Source organism: Microbispora sp. ZYX-F-249 (assembly GCF_039649665.1).
In the GTDB taxonomy this organism is placed as follows: Bacteria; Actinomycetota; Actinomycetes; order Streptosporangiales; family Streptosporangiaceae; genus Microbispora; species Microbispora maris.
The window spans coordinates 31,252-48,167 of the sequence record NZ_JBDJAW010000043.1; the positions used below are offsets into that span (position 1 = coordinate 31,252).

At 74.5% G+C, this 16,916-nt stretch carries 9 protein-coding genes; 1 reads left to right on the forward strand and 8 read right to left on the reverse strand.

Annotation, left to right across the window (positions count from 1 at the left end):
* Positions 1-35: 35 nt before the first annotated feature.
* Both AAH991_RS33635 and AAH991_RS33640 read right to left on the reverse strand, forming a co-directional pair.
* Entirely contained in the window at positions 36-1,175 is a 1,140-nt protein-coding gene (locus tag AAH991_RS33635; protein ID WP_346229960.1) for an acyl-CoA dehydrogenase family protein, read from the reverse strand.
* Positions 1,172-4,636, reverse strand: coding sequence for an indolepyruvate ferredoxin oxidoreductase family protein (locus tag AAH991_RS33640; protein ID WP_346229961.1), 3,465 nt, complete (start codon positions 4,634-4,636; stop codon positions 1,172-1,174). The genes AAH991_RS33635 and AAH991_RS33640 overlap by 4 nt, the downstream gene beginning before the upstream one ends.
* 162 nt (positions 4,637-4,798) lie before the next feature.
* Here AAH991_RS33640 and AAH991_RS33645 point away from each other — a divergent pair, with 162 nt between their 5' ends.
* The gene (locus AAH991_RS33645) at positions 4,799-5,278 is read left to right on the forward strand and encodes an Lrp/AsnC family transcriptional regulator (protein WP_182907427.1); all 480 of its coding nucleotides are present in this window, start codon (positions 4,799-4,801) and stop codon (positions 5,276-5,278) included.
* Here the strand turns inward: AAH991_RS33645 and AAH991_RS33650 are convergent.
* The 6 genes from AAH991_RS33650 to AAH991_RS33675 form a co-directional block, all read right to left on the reverse strand.
* Complete coding sequence (locus AAH991_RS33650; RefSeq protein ID WP_346229962.1) at positions 5,253-6,785, reverse strand: serine/threonine-protein kinase; 1,533 nt, start codon at positions 6,783-6,785, stop codon at positions 5,253-5,255. The two genes, AAH991_RS33645 and AAH991_RS33650, sit on opposite strands and share 26 nt — an antisense overlap.
* Positions 6,786-6,912: 127 nt before the next feature.
* On the reverse strand, positions 6,913-8,607 hold the full coding sequence (locus AAH991_RS33655) for an AMP-binding protein (RefSeq protein WP_346229963.1): 1,695 nt from the start codon (positions 8,605-8,607) through the stop codon (positions 6,913-6,915).
* A gap of 102 nt (positions 8,608-8,709) precedes the next feature.
* Positions 8,710-9,480 carry a hypothetical protein gene (locus AAH991_RS33660; protein ID WP_346229964.1) on the reverse strand — a complete coding sequence of 257 codons (771 nt, stop codon included), beginning with the start codon at positions 9,478-9,480 and terminating at the stop codon, positions 8,710-8,712.
* Between the two features lie 72 nt (positions 9,481-9,552).
* The gene (locus AAH991_RS33665; RefSeq protein WP_346229965.1) at positions 9,553-13,929 is read right to left on the reverse strand and encodes an SbcC/MukB-like Walker B domain-containing protein; all 4,377 of its coding nucleotides are present in this window, start codon (positions 13,927-13,929) and stop codon (positions 9,553-9,555) included.
* Complete coding sequence (locus AAH991_RS33670) at positions 13,926-15,347, reverse strand: DUF2398 family protein (protein ID WP_346229966.1); 1,422 nt, start codon at positions 15,345-15,347, stop codon at positions 13,926-13,928. The genes AAH991_RS33665 and AAH991_RS33670 overlap by 4 nt, the downstream gene beginning before the upstream one ends.
* Complete coding sequence (locus AAH991_RS33675; protein ID WP_346229967.1) at positions 15,344-16,888, reverse strand: TIGR02677 family protein; 1,545 nt, start codon at positions 16,886-16,888, stop codon at positions 15,344-15,346. Before AAH991_RS33675 ends, AAH991_RS33670 begins: the two co-directional genes overlap by 4 nt.
* Between the last annotated feature and the right edge of the window lie 28 nt (positions 16,889-16,916).

Here is a 16,916-nt window from a genome sequence, read left to right on the forward strand (position 1 = left end):
CGATAGACGCGGCCGGCACACCCCTCGGCACAACCTCAGCGGGCGAGGTGGCGGCTGATGACGAGGCGCTGGATCTGGTTGGTGCCCTCGAAGATCTGCATGATCTTCGCCTCGCGCATGTAGCGCTCGACGCGGAACTCCCGCGTGTAGCCGTATCCGCCGAAGACCTGGACCGCGTCGGTGGTGACCCGCATCGCGGTGTCGGTCGCGACCAGCTTGGCGACGCTGGCCTGCCTGCCGTACGGCAGGCCGGCGTCGCGGCGGCGGGCCGCGTCGAGGTAGGTCGCCCGGGCGCAGTCCACGCCCGCGGCCATGTCGGCGAGCAGGAAGCCGAGCCCCTGATGGTCGATGATCTTCTTGCCGAACGTCTCGCGCTCCTTGGCGTACGCGACGGCCTCGTCGAGCGCGGCCTGGGCGAGGCCGACGGCGCAGGCGGCGATGCCCAGCCTGCCGGAGTCGAGCGCGCCGAAGGCGATGGGCAGGCCCTGGCCCTCCGCGCCGATGAGGCGGTCGGCCTCGATCGGCACGCCGTCCCAGTGGGCGGTGGTGGTGGGAATGGCGTGCAGGCCCATCTTCTCCTCGGGACGGCCGAAGGTCAGGCCCTCGGCGGCGCCCGGGGCGAGGAAGCAGGACACGCCCCGGCTGCCCTCGCCCGTCCGGGCGAACAACGCGTAGAAGTCGGCCCGGCCGCCGTGGGTGATCCACGCCTTCGTACCGGTGATCCGGTAGCCGTCCTCCGTCTTGTCGGCCCTGCAGGTCAGGGCCGCCGCGTCCGACCCGGCCTGGGGCTCGGACAGGCTGTAGCCGCCGATCAGCCGCCCGGCGAGCATGTCCGGCAGCCAGCGCTCCCGCTGCTCGGGCGTGCCGTACGTCGCGACGGGGAAGCAGGACAGCGTGTGCACGCTCACGGCGACCGCGACGGCGGCCCACCGCGCGGCCAGCTCCTCGATCACCTGGAGATACACCTCGTACGGCTGGCCGCCGCCGCCGTGCTCCTCCGGATAGGGCAGGCCGAGGAGCCCGGCCGCGCCGAGCGTGGCGAACAGGCCCTCGGGGTAGGTCTCGGCCCGTTCGTGCTCGTCGACCCGGCGGGCGAGTTCCTTGTCGGCGATCTCACGCGTCAGCTCGATGAGGTCCCGGGCGTCCTGTCCGGGCAGCAGACGGTCGACAGTCACGGCACCTCCACCAGTGCGGGGTCGTCCAGCCGGGCGAGCAGGGCCGCCGCGCGGTCGCGGAACTCCGCGACACGGGCGAGCTTCACGCCCTCGTAGCCGCGGATCACGTCCGGCAGTGCGGCGATCTCGGCGACGGTCTGAGCGGTCGCCGGGGTGAGCCGCTCGATCGCGCGCCGTACCAGCTCGCGGTACTCCCCGACCAGCGTACGCTCCACGCGGCGGACGGCGGCGTGCCCGAACACGTCGAGGGCGGTGCCGCGCAGCACGCGGGCGGCCCGCAGCCCGCGGAACACGACATCGGCGGACCGGCGCAGCCTGATCTTGCGCCGCAGGCCCATCGCCCGCAGCAGCGGCGGGTGCAGCAGCACCGACACGGCCGCGCCGGGGCCGAACTCCCGCTCGCGCCGGGCCCGCTCCACGGGGTCGAGGTGCAGCCGGGCGACCTCGTACTCGTCCTTGTACGCCATGAGCTTGTGCAGCCCCCGGGCGTAGGCGAGCCCGATCCGCGCGCCGGCCTCCTCCCCCGCCCGCCCGGCGGCCAGCGCGGCCACCCGGCGCACGTCACGCGCGTACGAGCGGGCGTAGGCCGCGTTCTGGTAGCCGGTCAGGTCGGCGATCCGCACGGCGAGCGTCTCCTCGAGCGCTCCGGTCCCGGCCGCCTCGCGCAGGGCGGCGACGCCGACCGGCACGGCGGGAGGGGCCGGGGGGATCGCGGCCCGGAAGACGGCCTCGCGGTCGATCACGGCGGCCCGTCCCCACCGGAATGCCGCCAGGTTCCGCTCCACCGCCGCCTTGTTGAGCCGGATGGCCCGCTCGATCGCGCCGGCCGAGATCGGGATGCAGCCGTGCTGGTAGGCCGCGCCGACGAGCACGAGGTTGGCGGGCATGTGGTCGCCGAACAACGCCTCGGACAGCGCGCCGGCGTCCACCTGGAGGCAGGCCTCGGGCAGGGTGGCCGACGCGATGCGGGCGACCGCGTCCTCGGGCCCGGACAGGGCGGCGCGGCCGGTGACCATGGCGGCGGTCGGCACGATCGCGGTGTTCACGACGGCGACCGTACGGCCGGGCGAGGCGACGGCGAGCGTGTCGTCCGCGGCGGCGGTGAGCACGTCGAAGCAGACGAGGACGTCGGCGGTGCCGCGGGCGGCGCGGACCGACCCGCCGATCGGGTGCGGGGACACGCGCACGTCGCTGACGACGGGACCGCCCTTCTGCGCCAGCCCGGTCTGGTCGAGCCCGGCGGCGTGCAGGCCGTCGAGGTGGGCGGCCATCTGCAGGATCTGCGAGACGGTGACCACTCCGGTGCCGCCGATGCCGGGCATCCGCAGCAGCACCGAGCGCTCCGGGAACCGCGGCGCCGGCTCGGTCAGCGCCACCGGCGGCTCGGGCACGGTACGCGACGCCGCGGGACGGGGCTCGACGAGCAGGAACGACGGGCAGTCGCCCTTGAGGCAGCTCAGGTCGGAGTTGCACGATGCCTGGTGGATGCGGGTCTTGCGGCCGAACTCGGTCTCCACCGGCTGCACCGACAGGCAGGTCGAGGCGTCCCCGCAGTCGCCGCAGCCCTCGCACACGCGCTCGTTGACCACGACCCTGGCCCTCGGCGTGGGCAGTTTTCCGCGTTTGCGCAGCCGCCGCTCCTCGGCCGCGCACCGGTCGTCGTGGATGAGCACGGTCACCCCGTCGATCGCCGCGAGTTCCTTCTCCACCGCCGGGAGGTCGTCGCGGTGCCGTACGGACGCGATCGGCGCCAGCCGCACGCCCCGGTAGGTCTCCGGCTCCGGGGTGGTGACCACGACGCGGCGCACGCCCTCGGCCGCGAGCCACCGCGTCAGCGCCGGGACGTCGAGGCGGCCCTCGGCGCGCTGCCCGCCGGTCATCGCCACCGCGTCGTTGTAGAGCAGCTTGTACGTCATCGAGACGCCGGCGGCGACGGCGGCGCGCACGGCGAGCGAGCCGGAGTGGTGGAAGGTGCCGTCGCCGAGGTTCTGGGTGAAGTGGCGGTCGGAGGTGAAGGGGGCGAGGCCGAACCACTGGGCGCCCTCGCCTCCCATCTGCGTCATGCCGATCCGCCTGCCGCGTCCGTCGCCGTCCAGGGCGATCATGGCGTGGCAGCCGATGCCCGGGCCGACCAGCGTGTCGTCGGAGGCCCGCGTGGAGGCGTTGTGCGGGCAGCCCGAGCAGAAGTACGGCGTGCGGACGGCGGCCAGAGGGAGCATGACGCGACGCCTCGCGGGGGCGGGCGACAGGATCGCCGCCCGGCGGGGCAGGCGGTCGGGGCCGAAGCAGGTGGCGAGCGCCCCGGCCACGTCCTCGCCGCCGAGCGTGCCGCGCGCCGTCAGCAGTTCCCGGCCGACGACGTCGGGCCGCCGGCCGGTGTCGTACAACGCCTGCTTGAGGTGCCCCTCCAGGAACGGCACCTTGTCCTCGACCACGAGCACCCGGTCGAGCCCGGCGGTCATGGCGGCGAGGTCGTCGTAGGCGAGCGGGAAGGGCATGGCGAGCCGGATCAGCCGCAGGCCGAGGTGGTCCATCGCGGCCTCGTCCAGGCCGAGGTCGGCCAGGGCGCGCAGGACCACGGCGTAGGAGGCGCCGGACGCGAGCACGCCCGTCGTGGCCCCCGGCGCGTCGTGGGTGATCCGGTTGAGGCCGTGCGCGCGGGCGTACTCACGGGCCAGGCCGAGTCTGCGGGTGAGCATGTCGTGCTCGGCGTCGAGCGAGGCCGGGCCGACCAGGGTGGGCGGCGCTCCCCGCTCCGCGCGGTCCGGCACCGGGACGCCGGACCGGATGGTTTCGCGCAGCCGCCCGAGGTCGACGGTGGCGGAGGCGTCGGCGACGTCGGCCACGATCTTCAGGCCGGCCCACAGACCGGTGGCCCGCGACAGCGCCACCGCGTGCAGCCCGAGTTCGACGACCTCCGCCACGGAGCCGGGGGCGAGCAGCGGCATCGACAGGCTCTGGCACATCGGCTCGCAGGAGCTGGGCACGGTCGACGACTTGCTGCCCGGGTCGTCGCCGATCCAGGCCACCGCCCCGCCGAGCGGCGCGGTGCCGGCGACGTTGCCGTGCCGGATCGCGTCCGCGGCCCGGTCGAGGCCCGGGTTCTTCCCGTACCAGAAGCCGGTCACCCCCTCGTGCCGGCGGCCCGGCACCTGCGCGAGCAGCTGCGTGCCCGCCACCGCCGTGGCCGCCAGCTCCTCGTTGAGGCCGGGCCGGGCCACCACCCCCGCCTCCTCCAGGAATCGCGCGGCCCGTGCCATCTCCAGGTCGACGCCGCCCAGCGGCGAACCGGGATATCCGGAGACGAACACCCGCGTGTCGAGGCCGCGCGCGGCGTCGAGGCGGCGCTGCTCCAGGGTGAGCCGGACGAGGGCCTGGACGCCGGAGATCAGCACGGTGCCGTTCTCGGCCGCGTACTTGTCGTCGAGCGAGACGGCCGGTGAGGACACGGGCGAGGACACGCGAACCTCCTGGGATCGAGGGGTGACCCACAGCACACCAACGCCCACGGCGTCCGCGCAAGCATCGCGCGGCAAGCCGCCCGGAAAACGCAAAAAGATGGGGAATCGCGCCCGGAACGCTACTGTTCTTTGCGCCGATGACGGTTGGAGAGGGACATGCCCATGGCGGAGATCGACGACATCGACCACCGGCTGCTGCGCCTGCTGCGCGAGGACGGGCGCAGGACCTTCTCGGAGATGGCCGCCGAGATCGGGTTGTCGGTGGCCGCGGTGAAGCGGAGGGTCGACCGCCTGCGGGAGATCGGCGTCATCACGGGCTTCACCGTGCGGATCGACTACGCCAAGCTCGGCTGGGGCATCGAGGCGTTCACCGAACTGCGCTACCCCGGCACCACCCCGGTCGGCAAGATCGTCCGTACCGCCACGGATGTGCCGGAGGTGCAGGAGGTGTTCACGATCGCCGGCGACCCGGACGCGCTCATCCACGTCCGCGTCCGCGACCTCGGCCATCTCCAGCAGGTCATCGACCGGCTGCGCCGCGCCGGCGACGTGACCGGCACCAAGACCCTGCTCGTGCTGGGGTCGTGGACCCGCGACGTCGGGCCGGTCGAGGACCTCAGTCGTCGTCCCCTCGGGAGCTGAAGCCGGCGGAGTTCACGAAGTCGATCAGCGGGCCGTCGGCGAGCCTGCCCGTCCGATGCGCCCGCTGCAGCTTGATGAGCAGGTCGCGGACGCGCCGCGCGGCCTTGTCGCCCCTGCCCCTGCCCTCGGCGAGGTCCCTGGCCGTCTTCCTGATGGCGTCGTGGGCTTCGCGGGCCAGCTTCGGCTCGATGCCGCCCCGGCTCTCCTGCGCCTGCACGGCGTGGTCGAAGGCGGCCAGCCACTCCATGTAGCCGCGGTAGACGCGTCGCGTCGCGGACGGCGTGGGAGACGGCCTCGGTGACGGCCTGAAGGACGGTGTCCTGGACGGCCGGGGCGACGGACTCGCCGAGGCCTTCCTCGACGGGCCGGGTGACGTCTCGGCGCGGGTGGCCGCCGGCGACTGGGCCGCGACCGCGGGTTCGGCCCGCCCGCCGCCGTCGGACAGCGCCGCCACCCCGATCGTGATCACGGCGAGCCCCGCCACCGCGGCGCCGAGCCGGATCAGCGTCCGCCGTTCGGGCGACCGCGGAGTACGGCCGGCCGGGACGGCGGGCGGCGGGGCGTCGAGCAGGGCCGTGTCGCCCGCACGCGCACCACCCGGATACGGCCCGTGCGCCGGGGCCGCCCCGGTCTCCCACGCCACCGGCCCGCCTTCCCACGCCGCCGAGCCGCCTTCGCGCCCCGGCTGCGTCGCGGAGAGGGCGACGGTCGCCAGGACCCGGCGCGCGACCTCCGCGTCGGCGGGCCGTGCGGCGGGGTCCTTCGCCAGCAGCGCCATGATCAGGCGTTCCAGCTCGGCGGGGATGTCGGGCCGGTGCCGGCCGGGCGGCACCGGGGCCTGGTGCATGTGCTGATACACCAGCTCGGGGGCCGACCCGGTGAACGGCGGGTGCCCGCACAGCAGCTCGTAGCAGACGCACCCCAGCGCGTAGAGGTCGCAGGCGGCCCCGCCGCCCCGGCCGTCGATCTGTTCCGGCGCGAGATACGCGGCGGTGCCGACGACGGTGCCCACCATCGTCAGCCGCGCCGCCTCGGTCGCCACCTGGGCGACGCCGAAGTCGACCACCTTGAGCACGCCGCTCGCGGTGCGGTGCAGGTTGGCGGGTTTGACGTCCCGGTGCACGACCCCGGCGCGGTGGGCGGCGTCCAGCCCCGCGGCGGCCTGGCTCATGAGGTCGCACGCCTCCGCCACGCCGTACCGGCCCCGGTCGAGCAGCTCCGCGGCCAGGCTGCGGCCGGTCAGCAGCTCCATCACCAGGTAGGGCCGCGCGTCCTGCTCGCCGACGTCCAGCACCGTCACCACGTTCGGATGGACGACGCGGGCGGCGGCGCGTGCCTCGCGGGCGAAGCGTTCCCGTGAGGCGACCCCGGCGACCTGCGGCGCGAGGATCTTGACCGCCACGGGGCGGTGGGCACGCAGGTCCCGGCCCCGCCAGACCTCGCCCATCCCGCCCTGGCCGATCAGCTCCTCCAGCTCGTAACGACCGCCGAGCGTGGACGGCACCACGTCCCGCACCTCCCCATAGCGACTCGGGCCCAGATGATCGGGAGCCAACCTATCCTCTCGGGCAGGCCGGGCGGGAACGGCCGGACCGCCGGACGCCTTCCCCGGCGGCGACGGCACGGGCGGCCGCTCAGGCGCGTAACTCGGGGAACTCGTCGTCCCGCCACTCCCTCGACGGCGGGGTCCCCTCCTGCGCCGCGGAGGTCTCCCTGGCCCGCAACTCGCCCCGGCGGATCTTCCCCGAGATCGTCTTGGGCAGGTCGGCGAACTCGATCCGGCGCACCCGCTGGTACGGCGCGAGCCTCTCGCGGGCGTGCCGCAGGATGGCCGCGGCGGTCTCCCGGTTCGGCTCCCAGCCCGCGGCGGGCACCACGTACGCCTTGGGCACGGCGAGGCGAATGGGGTCCGGGGCGGGGACGACCGCCGCCTCCGCCACGGCGGGATGCTCGATGAGCACGCTCTCCAGCTCGAACGGCGAGATCTTGTAGTCGGACGCCTTGAACACGTCGTCGGTGCGTCCCACGAAGGTGATCGAGCCGTCGGCGTCCCGGACCGCGACGTCCCCCGTGTGGTAGAGCCCGCCGGCCATGGCCTCCTCGTCGCCGTCCAGGTATCCGGTCATCAGGTTGACCGGACGGGCGGCGAGGTCGAGGCAGATCTCGCCCTCGTCCGCCGGCCGGCCGGTCACCGGATCGACGATCACGACCGGGACGCCGGGAAGGGGGCGGCCCATCGAGCCGGCCTTCACCGGCGTGCCGGGCGTGTTGGCGATCAGCGCGGTCGTCTCGGTCTGGCCGTACCCGTCGCGGACGGTCAGCCCCCACGCCCGCTCCACCTGGGCGATGACCTCGGGGTTCAGCGGCTCCCCCGCGGCGACCGCCTCACGCAGGCGGCCCGGCCCGTCCCCGAGGTCGGCCTGGATGAGCATCCGCCACACGGTCGGCGGCGCGCAGAACGTGGTCACCTCCGCCCGGCGGATCAGCGCGAGCAGGGCGGCGGCGTCGAAGCGGGAGTAGTTGTGCACGAAGACCGTCGCCTCGGCGTTCCACGGTGCGAACAAGCAGCTCCAGGCGTGCTTGGCCCAGCCGGGTGAGCTGATGTTGAGGTGGACGTCGCCCGGCCGCACCCCGGCGAAGTACATCGTCGTCAGGTGCCCCACCGGATAGGACACCTGGGTGTGCCGCACGAGCTTGGGCCTGCTGGTCGTCCCCGAGGTGAAGTACAGCAGCAGCGGGTCGCCGGGAGAGGTCCGGGCCTCGTACGGCTCCGGATCCGGCATCGCGTACGCGTCGCCGTACCGGAGCCAGCCGGTCGCCTCGCCCACGCAGACGCGGCCGTAATCGCCCGGGACGCCGTCGAACTTGTGCGTGTCGGCCGCGTTGGCGACGACGTGCCGGACGCGTCCCCGGCGCACGCGGTCGGCGAGGTCCGCCGTGCCGAGGGCGGTGGTCGCCGGCATGATCACCGCGCCGAGCTTCATCACGGCCAGCATCGACTCCCACAGCTCGACCTGGTTGCCGAGCATGAGCAGCACGTGGTCGCCCGTGCCGACCCCCTGTGCGGCCAGCCAGGCGGCCACCCGGTCGGAGCGGCGGGCCATCTCGTCGAAGGAGTGACGCCGCTCGGAGCCGTCCTCCTCCACGATCCACAGGGCCGTGCGGTCGTTGCCCCGGGCGATGACGTCGAACCAGTCCGTGGCCCAGTTGAACCTGTCGCCGAACACCGGCCACGCGAACTCACGCGCCGCCCGCTCGGGGTCCTCCCGTAAGCGGAGCAGCAGGTCGCGGGCTTCCCGGAAGGCGTGGGTGCCGGTCGTCTCGCTCACGCGGAACTCCTCATCGTCGAAGCGGTCCGTCACGGCTTTCTGTCAAGGCCGGCGCCGTCTGTCAAGACCGGCGGGGACGCGCGGGGCGAGGCCGGATTGTCCTCATTCGGTGCTGCGGGCCGGGGAGGTCCAGGAGCCGGCCGCGCGGAGTTCCTCCAGGCGCTCGCGGGCCTCGGACAGCGCTATGAGCACGTGGGGATCACCGGGCGCCCGGCCGGCGAGGTCCTCGTACAGCTCGATCCGCCGGCGGCACAGGCCGGCCTGCAGGTCGCGGTGCTCCTGCTCGCCGACGCCGCCCGCCATCGTCTGCAGCAGGGACTCGGCCTGGTCGATCAGCTCGGCGCGTTCATTCGCGCTCATGGGCGGCAGGCCGGCGTGGGGAGACTCGTCGCCGAGCTCTTCCCGGTTGCCCAGCCACACGTTCAGATTCCCGATCACCTCGGCGAGGTGGTCGGCGCTGTCCAGCACCTCGGCCGCGCGTTCCGGCAACAGCCAGGCGTACAGCAGGCGGCGGCGGAAGTCCCGCTCGGCGTCGGCGTACCGCTCATGCGCGGCCTGCCGGCTGACCGTTCTGCGACCGGCCCTGCCCAGGGCGACGCCTATGCGTTCCCAGCTGACGTTCCTCAGCCGCTCGTAGATCACGGCGAAGGTCAGCAGACGCTGCGCGTCCTCGACCAGCCTGGCGGCCTCCTCGACGAGCAGGACCTCGTCCGAGCCGGGCCGGTTGGTCGGCACCAGCGCGGCGGTCTTGTCCGCCAGAACACGCCCCCGTTCCGAGAGGGCCAGCCGGGCGAGCCCCGCCCATGAGTAGTTCGCCGACCCGAGCGCACGCGGATCGTCGTGCCGTCCGGGGGGAGGGGCAGACTCGGTCACAGGTCAAGCCAACCTTGACACCGGAAGAGGTGTCAAGGATGTCTTGACGTCGAGGTGCGGCGCAGGCCGTGGTCACACACCCGCCTCCACGTCGTCGGGCTCCTCGTCGCCTTCGGCGGCGAGGAGGGTACCCTCGGTGAGGGCGGGAGCGCGGCGGCTCGGCCGGAAACCGAGCAGCGTCTCGGCCAGTTCCTCGTTGCCGGCGAACCCGGCGTCGGCGTCGATGGTCTGGTCGCCGTCCCAGAGCATCAGCATCGCCGAGACCGCGTGGGCGCTCTTGTCATGGTGCATGTCGTAGTGCGCGGCCATCGGCACGGTGTCGAAGTGGATCCACAGGTCGTGGCCGGTCATGAACAGGTCGAGACCGAACTTCACGGTCAGGCCCAGCAGCTCGGGCTTGTACCGGTCGTCGATGCCGGCGAACGCCTCGTCCAGCGCGATCACGCGCGGGCAGGTGGGCTTGGCGGACGAGTAGAGGGCGTTGGCCGCCGCGAACAGCGGGAGGTGGATGGCCGCCGACTTCTCCCCACCGGACATCTCCTCGTGCTTGGCCCGGGTGAGCTTCACCTCCTTCTCCCCCGGCACGGCGAGCACCAGCTCGAAGCCGTACCAGGTGCGGTAGTCGAGCACGTCGGCCAGGGCCTGCCGGTACGTGGCGCGCGGGTGCGCGGCGCGGTAGCCGCGGATCATCTCCCGCAGCAGACCGCGCAGCTCGGCCAGCCCGGCCGCGCCGAGCCCGTGCGCGTCCCGGTCGAGGAGCCGCGCGACCGCGACCTGCCGGTCGTTCAGCCTGTCGGAACGGCCCCAGCGGATGCCGATCCTGGTGCCGGACGACATGGGCCGCGACCGGGTGTCCTCGTTCATCCCGCGCACGAGGTCGCGCGCGGTGCGGACCCGGTCGTGCACCTGCCGGGCGAGCGCGGTGAGCAGTTCGTCCTCCAGCACCGTCCGCTCCCGCTCCTCGAGCAGCACGCCCTGTTCCCGGACCCGGCCGGCGACGCGCCGGGCGAACGCGGCGACGGGATTGCGGCCTCCCTCGTCGCTGACGTAGACCATCACGACGCCGGTGGGGTCGTGCTCCAGGCGGTAGTCCTCGGCGCAGCCGTCGAGCGCGTCCTGGAAGGTCCGCAGCGAGGCCGACAGCCGGCTCGCGGAGCTCTTGAGCGCGCTCTCCCCCGGCACGCGGATGTCCGCCATCTCCGCGGCGAAGGCGTCCAGCAGGGCGGCGACCTCTCCTGGCAGCACCCGGCCGACGAGGGCGGCGGGATCGGGCGGCGGCCCGCCCCCCTCCCCGGCGATGGCGTGGGCGGACAACTCCGCCGCCACCGACGCGGCCGCCTCCGCGGGCTCGGGCCAGCCGACGTGGGCGGGCCACGGCTCGGTGGCGGCGACGCCGAGCAGCGGGCGCAGCTCCAGGTGCGCGTACGGCCCGAACGACGCGGCGTGCTCGAAGAGGTGCCCGAGGGCCTGACCGAGCGATGCCTGACCGTGCTTGAGGTCGTTCTCGGCGACGATCAGCGCCCGGTCCTCCCGCGCCGCCGCGGCGGCGTGCTCCTCGCACCGCCGGCGGACCTCGGCGAGGTGGCGCTCGGCCTCCTCCACCTGGGCGAGCACCTCGCGCAGCGGCGCGTCGAGGGCCTCCTCACCCGCCCTGAGCTCCTCGGCGTCGGCCCGGTGCTCCCGTTCCTTGTCCTGCAGAACGCGGGAGTCCGCGTCGTGCCGCTCGCGCTGCCGCGCGATCGCGGCCTGCCGGGAGGCCAGGTCCCGCTCCTCGGACGCGGCCCGCTCACGGCCGTCGTGCAGCCGCTGTGCCGTCGCGAGGAAGTCGTCGACGGCCCGCGCGACCGCGTCGACCTCCTGCTCGGCGACGGGCATGCTCCGTTCGGCCGCGACCTGCCGCAGCCGCCGGCGGGCCGCGTCGACCTGGGCCACGGCGGCGTCGAGGTCGCGGCGGCGGCCGGCCAGCGCCGCCCGCGCCTGGGCCAGCAGCGCGGACTCGCGCGACACACGGGCGAGGGCCGCGGCGACCGCCGTGGCGGGCGGAAGCTCCCGCCGTGCCCGGGCGAAGTCCTCCAGGCGGCGGTTGGCGCGCGCCAGGTCCCGCTCGGCGGCCTCGTGCGCCCGGCTCGTCTCGCCGATCATCTCGTCGTACTCGGCGAGTCTGGCCGCGCGGCGGTTGGCCCGGTTCGTGGCGCCGATGTATTCGGGCGACGGCTTGGGCCGGGCGCCGACGAGGAGACCGAGACCGAACTGGGCCCCGCGGGTCACCACCGGCACCGGTCCACCCGGTCGATCCCGGTGGGGCGTGATCGTGTCGGCGACCGCGACCGACCGCAGCACGTCCACGACGACCGCCGCCGGAACGAGGTCCTGCTCCTCCGGCACGAGCACGTCGGCGAGCGTGGGGCCGGCCGGGCGGCTCTCCTCGGGGAGCGGGAGCAGGTAGCCGTCGGGCTCCGGCGCGGCGAGGGCGTCGAGGGTGTGCCGCGCCTGCGGGTGCACCCAGGCGGTCAGCAGTCCCGCGCCGTACAGGGCTCCTTCGAGCCCGGCCGCCTCCTCCGCGCCGAGGCCGTCGGCGAAGCGGACGAGCCGCCACAGGGGCGCCCCCAGGCGTCCGTCGCGGTCCGCCGTCCGGCGGTCGTCGTGCGGCGGCGCCTCGTCGCGCTCCGCCGCGATCTCCTCCCGCTCGCGGCGCAGGCGGACGAGCTCGGCGGCGAGGTCGCGGACCCGGGCGGACAGGCGTTCCGCGGACCTGGCCGCCTCCGTGCGCCGTTCCTCGGTCCGCACGCCGTAGACCTCGGCCGGGGACGGCGCCCCGGCGTCACCGGCGTGGCCGAGGGCCTCGGCCAGCGCCTCCACGTCCGCCGGCCCGGCCACGGCCTCGTCGTATCCGGGCCGCTCGTCCCCCGTGTGCTCGTCCTCCCTGAGGTCCTTCTCCACCGGCGCCGGCGGACCTGCCCAGCGGGCGGCCCAGGCGTCGAGGGCCTCCCGCGCGTCGCGGCGCGCCGTCGCCAGCGCGGCGTCGGCGTCCTCGCACCGCCGTTCCCGTTCCTCGACGTCCTTGTCGGCCTTGTCACGGTCGGTCTCGGCCCGGAGCCGGTCCCGCTCCGCCCCGGTCACCCCGGCGATCTCGTCGCGCACCTTCGCGACGTCGTCCCGGCGGGCGGCGGCCCGGGCCCTCGCCGTCGTGAGCAGGTCCTCCCCCGTGTCGGCCGGGCCGTCCCCGTCGTGGGAGATTCCGGCCCGCTCCGCCGCGTCCGCGAGGTCCGTGGCGTGGCGGACGATCGCCGCCCTCGCGCCCTCCAGCCGCTCCGCGAGCTCGCCCGCCTCCCCTTCGAGGGCGGCCAGGTGATCGGCGGCGTCCGCCAGCCGGGCCCGCTCCCGCTCGATCTCCTCGCCCGTCTTGGCGGTCTGACGGCGGCGCAGGTCAAGCTCGCCCCGGGCGCGGTAGGCGTCGTCCGCGCGCAACGCGGCGAGGCGGCGCTCCAGGCCCTCCCGCTCGGTCTCCGCCGCGGCGGCGGCCGCCGCCGCGGTCTCGCGTGCGGCCGCGGCCGTCCTGCGCGTCTCCTCGGCCCGCACCAGCGTGCGGGCGTGGTCCACCGCGCCGTCCATCTCCGTCTGGATGCGGGACAACCGGGCCTTCGCGTGGGTGCGCAGATAGGCGACGTAGTCGGTCAGGAACGCGCGTACGGCCTCGTCCGCGACGGCGAAGTCGTCGAACTGCTTCTGCACCGCCGCGAGGTTCTCGAAGTCGCGGGCCGCCTGGTCGACGAGCTCCTCGTCGAGAGGGCTGAGACCCGAGGTGAGCGTGGCGGACACCTTGTCGGGGTCGAGGTCCTTGGCCAGCAGCGGGCGGCGCAGCGCCAGGAGCAGGTCGAGGAGCTGGGTGTAACGCTCCCTGCCCAGCCCGAACAGCCGGGCGTCCACCGCGTCGCGGTACTGCGTGGCGGTCTCGCTGTGGGCGTCCGGCCCGAGTACGGCCTTGAGCTGCCGCTCGGTGAGCGGCCGGGAGTCGGGCGCCAGCAGGCCGAAGTCGACGCCGAGCCGCTTGTCGGTGACGAAGAACGAGGTGCGCACGCCGTCGCGGTGCCGGTGCGCGCGGATGCCGATGACGAGGGTGACCGTCTCGTCGGTCTCGGCGGGCTCCGCCCCGATCTCCCGCCGGGCGAACTCCATCCACACGTAGCCGTACTCGGCCTCCTGCCCCCGGTAGAGCAGGTTGGACTTCATCGTCCGGTTCTCGCCGCTGAACGGGTCGAGCCGCCGGGCGTCGGCCACGCCGTCGAGGATGAACGGGAAGAGCACCTCGAGCGCCTTGGTCTTGCCCGAGCCGTTGTGCCCGCGCAGGACCAGGCGCCCGTCGGCGAAGGCGAACTCCTCGTCGACGTAGTCCCAGACGTTGACCACACCGGCTCTGCTGGGCTGGAACCGGTCGCTCGGCGGCGTCATCGCTCCTCCTCCTGCGCCGGCGCGTGCTCCCACGCCGACGGGTCCTTCTGTGGGGCCGGCGCGGGCAGCGCCACCAGCGCCAGCTGGCCGCCCGAGGTCCGGGTGGGCAGGGCGGCGCGGATGTTGCGATACCGCAGCGCGGCGGGCAGGACGAGCACGCCGCCGGGCACCGGCCTGAGCAGCATCAGGTCCGCGAGGAAGGCGACGACCGCGTCGAGCAGCCCCCGTGCGTCCTGCTGCCAGGCGGTGGTGAACGAGGCCGCCCCGAACTCGTCGTACAGCTCGGTCGTCATCGACTCGAGGCGGCCGCGCTCCACGAACGGCGCCTCGGCGGGCGCGGGCCGGTCGCCGGGGGAAACCGGCTCCGCCTCCGCGGCGGACCAGGCGAGTTCGGAGACGACGCCGTCGCGGGGCAGGCCTGTGTCCATCCGCGCGACGAGGCCCGCCTGATCGGCGGCGAGCGCGGGGACGGGCAGCCGCTCCGGGACGTGCTCGGGGTCCTCCAGCAGGTCGGCGATCTTCGCCAGCAGGAGGCCGGCGGCCCGGCTCACCGCGTTGCCCCGGCCCGGGAACGGCCGGTCGGTGAACACGCCGCCCGGGTCGGCGAGCATGACGCCCTCCGCGCGCCGTTCCAGGGCCAGCCCGGTGAACCGGACGAGGTCCTCGGCGAGGCACGGGGACCGCAGCGCGTCGGCCACCTCGGGGTCGACGTCCGCGTAGTACACCACGGGGAACTCGGTGAGCAGCCGCCTGGCCCTGCGGACGGGGTTCGCGTGCGGCGGCTCGTGCACCAGGCCGGCCGCGCTGGTGAGGTGCTGGACGGGCCGGGCCGGCTTGAACAGCACCGCGCAGATGTCGTGGTCGATGTCGTACAGCGCGTCGCCGCGCTCGGTGTCGCGCGCCCACCACTCCAGGCTGCCGTCGGACAGCCGGAGCGCGCCGCGGTCCACCAGCCAGCCCAGCACGTCGACGACGGCGGCCTTGTGCGAGCCGATCGCGGGGTCGAAGCCGAGACCGCCGACGGAGTTGGCCAGCGGCGTGAAGGTCCGCACCAGGTCCGCCAGGCTGATCTCGATGCGGGAGCGCTGGAACGACCCGAGCACCAGGCACAGGTAGGCCAGCCGCCGGCGGTCGAACGGCTTGCCCTTGCGGGAGAAGATCGAGCGCTGCGTCTCGTCCAGGACGTCGAGATGGCGGACCAGCCGCACGTGGTGGGTCGTGGCGATCAGCGTGTAGCCGAGCAGCTCGCGGAAGTCGCGCGTCATCTCGTCGGCCCACCGCAGCACCTGGTCGAGCACGCCGGGGCGCGGCCGCTCCTTGGTGATCAGGTCGCAGGTCAGCACCCGGCGGACCGCCTGCTGGTAGGAGCCGAGGTCGGCGGCGGAGACGCCGACGGCGGCCCGGGCGCGAGTCGTCACCGGGAACCCCCCGCCCGCGAACCCGCCACCGGCGTCCGCCCGGCGATCTCGACCCGGAACCCGGGCAGGTGGAGCAGCCCCCGCGCGGTGCGCACCGCGCTCCCGCGGTCGGACGGCACGAGCCGGATCATCACGGCGTCGTCGGCGCCGGACCCCCTCCTCAGGCGGCCGGCGACGACCGTGCGTCCCTCCAGCGCCCGTGTCATCAGCTTCAGCAGGACCCTGGTCTCCGCGTCGTCGAGCTCCCGGCCGTGCGCGCCCATCCCCACCAGGTGCCCGGCGGCCTCGCGCTCGGCCGCGCGCTCCGCGGCCTGCTCGCGGCGCAGCGCCGCCCGCGCGCCGGGGTTGCCGCGCACCGGCGTGGGCACGCCCGTCGTGGGCGCCTTGCCGCTGCGGAAGAGCGTGACCGACACCTCCACTCCCGGCGCGTCCCACCACGTGTTCCTGGGCGAGATCTGTTCGGTGTCCTCGTGGGCCGCGCCCAGGTGCCGCGCGCTGCGCAGGTTGAACGCCGCGCCCATCAGCGCGTGGGCGGCGCCCTCGTCCGGTGCGTTCCAGACCCACTCGGCCAGGTGCCGCAGCTGGGTCGCCCGGTTGACGCCGCCGCGCTGCGCCTCCGAGATCTGACGCAGCAGCGCGATCACCCCGGACACCGCGATACGCGTCGCGTTGCGCAGCTCCCCCGCGCGGGACTCCTCCGGCCCCTCGGGCGCGAACCACGCCCGCAGCACGGACCAGCGGCGGCGCCAGTCCTCCAGCCGCTCGTGGCGGTCCATGAAGGGCCGCTCGTCCGCCGCCGCCGCGCGGTCGAGCAGGGAGGCGAGGCCGCTCGTCTCGACGTCGCGTACGGCCGCGGCCAGCCGGGGAAGATAGCGGTCGAGCTCCGCCATGAACTCGGACATGTGCGTCAGCAGCGCGTTCTTGTAGCGCAGGAAGGTCTCGGGAGAGGCGTCGGTGGAGCGGATGATCTCGCCGAGCGTCACGTGGAAGTGCGCGGAGCGGCGTCCCATGTCCTCCATCACCGAGTCCAGCCGGGACAGCCGGCGGTAGACCTGCTCGCCCTGCCCCGCGCGGTTGGCCGCCGCCAGCGCCTTGAGGTCCTCCAGGATGTCGGAGAAGACCAGCCGCGACAGGTTCGCGTCCTGGATGCGGGCGGCGAGCAGGCCCTCGACCGAGGTGTACGCCCAGTAGCCGAGCTCGCTGAACTGGTAGACCGACTGCCTGTTGCGGTAGCGGACGAGGTTGCCGGCCCGCGAGGCGTCGTCGAACCGGTGCACCACCCCGTCCTCGTACAGGGCGTCCAGCCGGTCACGCAGGTTGCCGTCGAAGGTGGGCACCTCGTCGTGGAGCCGGGCGAGCTCGGTGAGGGCCCCCTGCACCTCGCCCGCGTCCACCTGGACCCGGTGCACCTCCCGCAGCCGGTCCATGGCCCGCAGCACCCACAGGTAGGCCACATGGTCGTCACGCCTGGTGAAGTTGAACAGCCTGAACCGATCGCTGATCGCCGGCGAGTCGAGGTCAAGCGCCCTGCGTTCCGCCATCCGGCCCCCCAATCCGTGTCACGGATCC

Bases quoted from the DNA above. Each gene is read 5' to 3' on its own strand.
- AAH991_RS33645 (WP_182907427.1), top strand. From the start codon at position 4,799: ATGGCGGAGATCGACGACATCGACCACCGGCTGCTGCGCCTGCTGCGC.
- AAH991_RS33665 (WP_346229965.1), bottom strand. From the start codon at position 13,929: ATGACGCCGCCGAGCGACCGGTTCCAGCCCAGCAGAGCCGGTGTGGTC.
- AAH991_RS33675 (WP_346229967.1), bottom strand. From the start codon at position 16,888: ATGGCGGAACGCAGGGCGCTTGACCTCGACTCGCCGGCGATCAGCGAT.